The organism is Aeromonas sp. HMWF015, assembly GCF_963878965.1.
GTDB classification, from domain to species: Bacteria; Pseudomonadota; Gammaproteobacteria; order Enterobacterales; family Aeromonadaceae; genus Aeromonas; species Aeromonas veronii.
In genome coordinates, this window is sequence record NZ_CAWNZT010000186.1 from 1 (window position 1) to 5,420 (window position 5,420).

At 55.8% G+C, this 5,420-nt stretch carries 7 protein-coding genes; 6 read left to right on the forward strand and 1 reads right to left on the reverse strand.

Annotated features, from left to right (window positions below):
- From cmk to pyrF, 6 genes are all read left to right on the forward strand, one after another.
- A partial coding sequence (gene cmk, locus AACS18_RS09780; protein WP_108614205.1) for a (d)CMP kinase occupies positions 1 to 357 on the forward strand: 357 nt, incomplete at its 5' end.
- Positions 358 to 451: 94 nt separating this feature from the next.
- The gene (gene rpsA / locus AACS18_RS09785) at positions 452 to 2,122 is read left to right on the forward strand and encodes a 30S ribosomal protein S1 (RefSeq protein ID WP_005337148.1); all 1,671 of its coding nucleotides are present in this window, start codon (positions 452 to 454) and stop codon (positions 2,120 to 2,122) included.
- Between the two features lie 92 nt (positions 2,123 to 2,214).
- Positions 2,215 to 2,499 carry an integration host factor subunit beta gene (gene ihfB / locus AACS18_RS09790; protein WP_005299934.1) on the forward strand — a complete coding sequence of 95 codons (285 nt, stop codon included), beginning with the start codon at positions 2,215 to 2,217 and terminating at the stop codon, positions 2,497 to 2,499.
- 158 nt (positions 2,500 to 2,657) lie between these two features.
- Positions 2,658 to 2,942 carry a LapA family protein gene (locus AACS18_RS09795; RefSeq protein ID WP_005337143.1) on the forward strand — a complete coding sequence of 95 codons (285 nt, stop codon included), beginning with the start codon at positions 2,658 to 2,660 and terminating at the stop codon, positions 2,940 to 2,942.
- A gap of 9 nt (positions 2,943 to 2,951) precedes the next feature.
- Positions 2,952 to 4,118 (forward strand): lipopolysaccharide assembly protein LapB, encoded by a 1,167-nt coding sequence (gene lapB, locus AACS18_RS09800; RefSeq protein WP_108614206.1) that lies wholly within the window; start codon positions 2,952 to 2,954, stop codon positions 4,116 to 4,118.
- Positions 4,119 to 4,136: 18 nt separating this feature from the next.
- Complete coding sequence (gene pyrF, locus AACS18_RS09805) at positions 4,137 to 4,838, forward strand: orotidine-5'-phosphate decarboxylase (RefSeq protein WP_108614207.1); 702 nt, start codon at positions 4,137 to 4,139, stop codon at positions 4,836 to 4,838.
- On the opposite strand, the gene rrtA is transcribed toward pyrF, so the two are convergent.
- Positions 4,813 to 5,406: a rhombosortase gene (rrtA, locus tag AACS18_RS09810; protein ID WP_181363435.1), complete on the reverse strand. Its 594-nt coding sequence runs from the start codon at positions 5,404 to 5,406 to the stop codon at positions 4,813 to 4,815. The two genes, pyrF and rrtA, sit on opposite strands and share 26 nt — an antisense overlap.
- Positions 5,407 to 5,420 lie beyond the last annotated feature (14 nt).

Sequence of the window (5,420 nt, forward strand, 5' to 3'; positions counted from 1 at the left end):
TTGCTGCGCCGTCAGCGGGCATTTCGTCAGGCCCCGGGTCTGATTGCCGATGGTCGTGACATGGGCACAGTTGTTTTCCCCGAGGCTGAGGTAAAGATTTTCCTCGACGCCAGTGCCGAAGAACGGGCCCAGCGTCGCTATAAGCAGTTGCAAGATAAGGGCTTTGATGTTAACTTTGAGCGTCTTTTAACCGAGATTCGGGAACGTGACGATCGCGACAGAAATCGCGCTACTGCACCCCTGAAACCGGCAGAAGATGCTCTGGTGGTAGACTCTACCGCCATGACCATAGATGAAGTGCTGGCAACAGTACTCGCCTATGCAGAGCAACAACTTGGTGATGCCAGCGCAAGCTGACATCCGGTCGTCTGCACCAAGGATGGCGCAGATTATTTAAAACAGCCCCGCTTGTGCCGGATTGCAAGTGGATGTTTCATTTGTGACATAAACAATGATCGAATCTTTTGCTCAACTCTTTGAAGAGTCCCTGAACGCCGTTGAAACCCGTCAAGGTTCCATCGTCAAGGGTACTGTCGTTGCTATCGAGAACGGTTTCGTACTGGTTGACGCCGGTCTGAAATCCGAGTCCGCTATCCCGGCTGAAGAATTCAAGAACGCCATGGGCGAACTGGAAATCAACGTCGGCGACACCGTTGACGTGGCTCTGGACTCTATCGAAGATGGTTTCGGCGAAACCAAGCTGTCCCGCGAAAAAGCCAAGCGCCACGAAGCCTGGCTGCAGCTTGAGAAGGCTTACGAAGAGCAAGCTACCGTTATCGGTATCATCAACGGCAAGGTCAAGGGTGGTTTCACCGTTGAACTGAACGGCATCCGTGCCTTCCTGCCGGGTTCTCTGGTTGACGTGCGTCCGATCCGTGACACCGCTCACCTGGAAAACAAAGAACTCGAGTTCAAAGTCATCAAGCTGGACCAGAAGCGCAACAACGTTGTTGTTTCCCGTCGTGCCGTGATCGAGACCGAGAACACCTCCGAGCGCGAAAGCCTGCTGGCTAACCTGCAAGAAGGTCAAGAAGTTAAGGGTATCGTCAAGAACCTGACCGACTACGGTGCATTCGTAGATCTGGGCGGTGTTGACGGCCTGCTGCACATCACCGATATGGCGTGGAAGCGCGTTAAGCATCCTTCCGAAATCGTCAACGTTGGCGACGAGATCGCTGTCAAGGTTCTGAAGTTCGACCGCGAGCGTACCCGTGTATCCCTGGGTCTGAAGCAGCTGGGCGAAGATCCCTGGGTTGCTATCGCCAAGCGTTACCCGGAGACCACCCGTCTGTCTGGCCGCGTGACCAACCTGACCGACTACGGCTGCTTCGTTGAAATCGAAGAAGGCGTTGAAGGCTTGGTACACGTATCCGAGATGGATTGGACCAACAAGAACATCCACCCGTCCAAAGTTGTTAACGTTGGCGACGTGGTTGACGTGATGGTTCTGGACATCGACGAAGAGCGTCGTCGTATCTCCCTGGGTCTGAAGCAGTGCAAATCCAACCCGTGGCAGCTGTTTGCCGAAACTCACGCCAAAGGCGACCGTGTTTCCGGCAAGATCAAGTCCATCACTGACTTCGGTATCTTCATCGGTCTGGATGGCGGCATCGACGGCCTGGTTCACCTGTCTGACATCTCCTGGAACAACCAGGGCGAAGAAGCCGTGCGTGAATTCAAGAAAGGCGACGAGATCGAAGCCGTTGTTCTGCAAGTGGATCCGGAGCGTGAGCGCATCTCCCTGGGTGTCAAGCAGATCGAAGAAGACCCGTTCAACAAGTACCTGGCTGACAACAAGAAAGGTGCTATCGTGAAGGGTAAGGTTACCGAGGTTGATGCCAAAGGTGCCGTTATCGAACTGGCTGATGGCGTAGAAGGCTACCTGCGTGCCTCCGACGCTGCTCGTGACCGTGTAGAAGACGCCACTCTGGTGCTGTCTGTTGGTGACGAAGTTGAAGCTAAATTCATGGGCGTTGATCGTAAGAACCGCACCGTAAGCCTGTCTGTCCGTGCTAAGGACGAGGCTGATGAGCGTGTTGCTATCGATAACCTGAACCAGCAAGAAGAAGTTGTGTTCAGCAATGCTATGATGGAAGCGTTCAAAGCCGCCAAGGGTGAGTAATCCTTGATGCAAGAAAAGGGCGGCATTGCGCCGCCCTTTTTTATCCTGGCAAAATGAATATTGCATGTGATCGGGGAAGGAGATTTAACGTTATGACCAAATCAGATCTCATCGAACAACTGGCAGCCAGCCGCATGCATATGCCGGCCAAGGATGTCGAAGCCGCCATCAAGGAGATCCTTGAGCAGATGGCGTCGACCTTGCAAAACGGCGACCGGATTGAAATCCGCGGATTTGGCAGTTTTTCACTGCACTATCGTGCGCCCCGTGTGGGCCGCAACCCCAAGACTGGGGACAAGGTTGAACTGACCGGGAAATATGTCCCACACTTCAAACCTGGCAAAGAGTTGCGCGAGCGCGTCAACATCATTGAATAATGCAGAAATGGGCATACCTCGGGTATGCCTTTTTTGTTTTTAGCGCCGATTCCTGTGCCAATCGTCTTGTTTCTTAAACTCTTTTCCCATTCACGCTAGAGTCTGCCTGCGATTTTAAGGATAATCAGCCTCTCATTAGATACTGACAGGGAGCTCTTATGAAGCGTATTTTGGCCCTCATTCCGCTGGTGCTGGTGTTTGTTCTGACCCTGGCGCTGGGCTCACAAAATGGCCAGCTGGTTCAGTTCAATTACCTGATCGCTCAGGGTGAGTTTTCGCTTGCCATGCTGTTGGGCTTCTTCTTCGCTGGCGGTTTTTTGCTGGGCTGGCTTGTATTCGGCCTGCTGTTCCTGCGCCTGAAAATGCAAAACCGCACCCTCAACCGCACCATGCGTCGTCAATCCCGCGAGTTGGAGCTGGCCCGGTCACCGGGTAAGGAATAATGTTCCTCAATGCTTGAACTGCTTTTCCTGCTGTTACCCATCGCCGCTGGTTATGGCTGGTACATGGGCCGCAGGAGTGTTCGCCAGGACACCCAGAAACAGAGTAACCAGTTTTCCCGCCAGTATGTGGCGGGCCTCAACTATTTGCTGTCCGATGAATCCGACAAGGCGGTGGATCTCTTTATCCAGCTGCTTGAGGTGGACAGTGAAACCATCGAAACACACCTCTCCCTCGGCAACCTGTTTCGCCAGCGTGGGGAGGTCGATCGTGCCATCAAGATCCACCAGAACCTGGTAACCCGCCAGCTGACCCAGGAGCAGCGCCAGCTTGCTCTGCAGGAGCTGGCGCGCGACTTTTTGGCTGCTGGTCTGCTGGACCGGGCAGAAGCGCTCTGGAATGAGCTGTGTGACGACAGCGACTATGAAGAGACGGCGCTGGCACAGCTGTTGATCATCCATCAGCAGTTGCGGGATTGGGACAAGGCCATCGATGTGGCGGTGCGTCTGCAAAAATTCCAGGGCAAGAAGCTGGCCGACCCCATCTCCCATTTCTATTGCGAACAGGCCGAAACCGCGCTGCGTGAGGGCAATAAAGGGGAGGGGCTGGCCAAGCTCAAACGGGCGCTCAGTATTAATCCGGCATGTGCCCGGGCCAGTTTGCGCCTCGCTGAGCTCGCCATGGCAGAGGGGGAGTATGAGCAGGCCAGCAAGGAGCTGCTGCGGGTGTTCGAGCAGGATATCGACTTTGCCTCCGAGGCAATGCCCAAATTGCTCGAGTGCTATCAGCAGTTGGGCCGCACGCCTGCGTTGATCCCGCTGCTTGAAAAGGCGGTGGAAGATCACGCCGGCGTCAGCGTGACCCTGGCCCTTGCCAAGCTGGTTGAAGAGCGTGATGGCCTGAGCCAGGCCCGTTCACTGGTGCTGCGTCAGCTGCGTCGTCATCCCTCGATGAAAGGTTTTTACCAGTTGGTGGGTTTTCAGCTGGCCAGTGCGGAGGAGGGGCCTGCCAAGGAGAGCCTCGAACTGCTGCAACAGCTGGTCGGCGAGCAGATAAAAATCAAGTCAACCCACAAGTGTCGGCAGTGCGGCTTTGCCACTCACTCGCTGTTCTGGCAGTGCCCGTCTTGTCGCCAGTGGGGTTCCATCAAGCCGATCCGTGGTCTGGACGGTGAATAACAAGCAATAGGATGTGAGATGCAAGATCCCAAAGTACTGGTAGCGCTGGATTATCAGCACGAGGCAGATGCCTTAGCGTTCGTTGAACGTATCTCTCCGGCCCAGTGCCGTCTCAAGGTAGGCAAGGAGATGTTTACCCTGTTTGGCCCGCAGTTTGTACGTCAGCTGGTGGCCAAGGGATTCGATGTCTTTCTGGATCTGAAGTTTCACGATATTCCCAATACTGTTGCCAAAGCCGTGGCAGCCAGTGCCGAGCTCGGTGTCTGGATGGTCAACGTGCATGCCAGTGGTGGTGAGCGGATGATGCGTGCCGCCAAAGAGGCGCTACTGCCTTATGGCGACAAGGCCCCCCTGCTTATCGGCGTGACCGTGCTGACCAGCATGGAGCAGTCCGACATGATCCCTCTTGGTCTGGATGTGAGCCCTGCCGAGCAGGTGATCCGGCTGGCTACCTTGACCAAGGCATCCGGCTTGGATGGGGTTGTCTGCTCTGCCAACGAGGCCCATGAGCTTAAAGCCTTGCTGGGTGATGAGTTCAAGCTGGTGACCCCGGGTATTCGCCCGACCGGTTCAGCGGCCGGGGATCAGCGCCGGGTGATGACACCGAAAGCGGCGGTCGAGGCGGGGTCCGATTATCTGGTTATCGGTCGCCCCATTACGCAGGCTGCCGATCCGGCCGCCATGCTGGCCAGCATCAATGCCGAGCTGGTTGGTGCGTAACAGGCTCACTCAGTGATACACGGTGCAGGCCGAGCAACAGGCCTGCACCGGCCCCGATAAGATGAGAGCCGATGTGTACCCTGGCATTGATCAGGGTGGATATCGGGCTCTCTCCTGCGTTGTAGAAGTCCATCGCCAGCTTGAGCCCCATCCCTGCCAACAGTAGCCAGCCCGACGTGCGGCGTCCGTGACGGATATCCTGCATTGCCCCCCAGACAAACAGACCATGCAGCGAGCCGGATAGCCCCATGTACCACTGGGTCTGCGGGCACCACCACCAGATCCCCAAGCCCACTGCCAGCCAGAGCAGCAACATCAGCAGCGGCAGGCGAGCCCTACCCAGATAGTCGCGAAACAGGCTATAGAGGATGGCGAGGCCGCCCAGATTGAGCAGCAGGTGCCACAGATTGGTATGAGCCAGATTGCCTGTTATGATCCGCCACCCTTCGCCCCCGGCGATCAAGGGCCGATCGAAGGAGAGCTGAAGATTGGGAACGGTAAAGAAGAGTAGCAAGCTGGTGAGAGAAAGCGTGATAACCCAGAGCAATCCAGATTTGTCTGACAACATGAAACAGTCCAACG

Bases quoted from the DNA above. Each gene is read 5' to 3' on its own strand.
- rpsA (WP_005337148.1), top strand. From the start codon at position 452: ATGATCGAATCTTTTGCTCAACTCTTTGAAGAGTCCCTGAACGCCGTT.
- ihfB (WP_005299934.1), top strand. From the start codon at position 2,215: ATGACCAAATCAGATCTCATCGAACAACTGGCAGCCAGCCGCATGCAT.
- AACS18_RS09795 (WP_005337143.1), top strand. From the start codon at position 2,658: ATGAAGCGTATTTTGGCCCTCATTCCGCTGGTGCTGGTGTTTGTTCTG.
- lapB (WP_108614206.1), top strand. From the start codon at position 2,952: ATGCTTGAACTGCTTTTCCTGCTGTTACCCATCGCCGCTGGTTATGGC.
- pyrF (WP_108614207.1), top strand. From the start codon at position 4,137: ATGCAAGATCCCAAAGTACTGGTAGCGCTGGATTATCAGCACGAGGCA.
- rrtA (WP_181363435.1), bottom strand. From the start codon at position 5,406: ATGTTGTCAGACAAATCTGGATTGCTCTGGGTTATCACGCTTTCTCTC.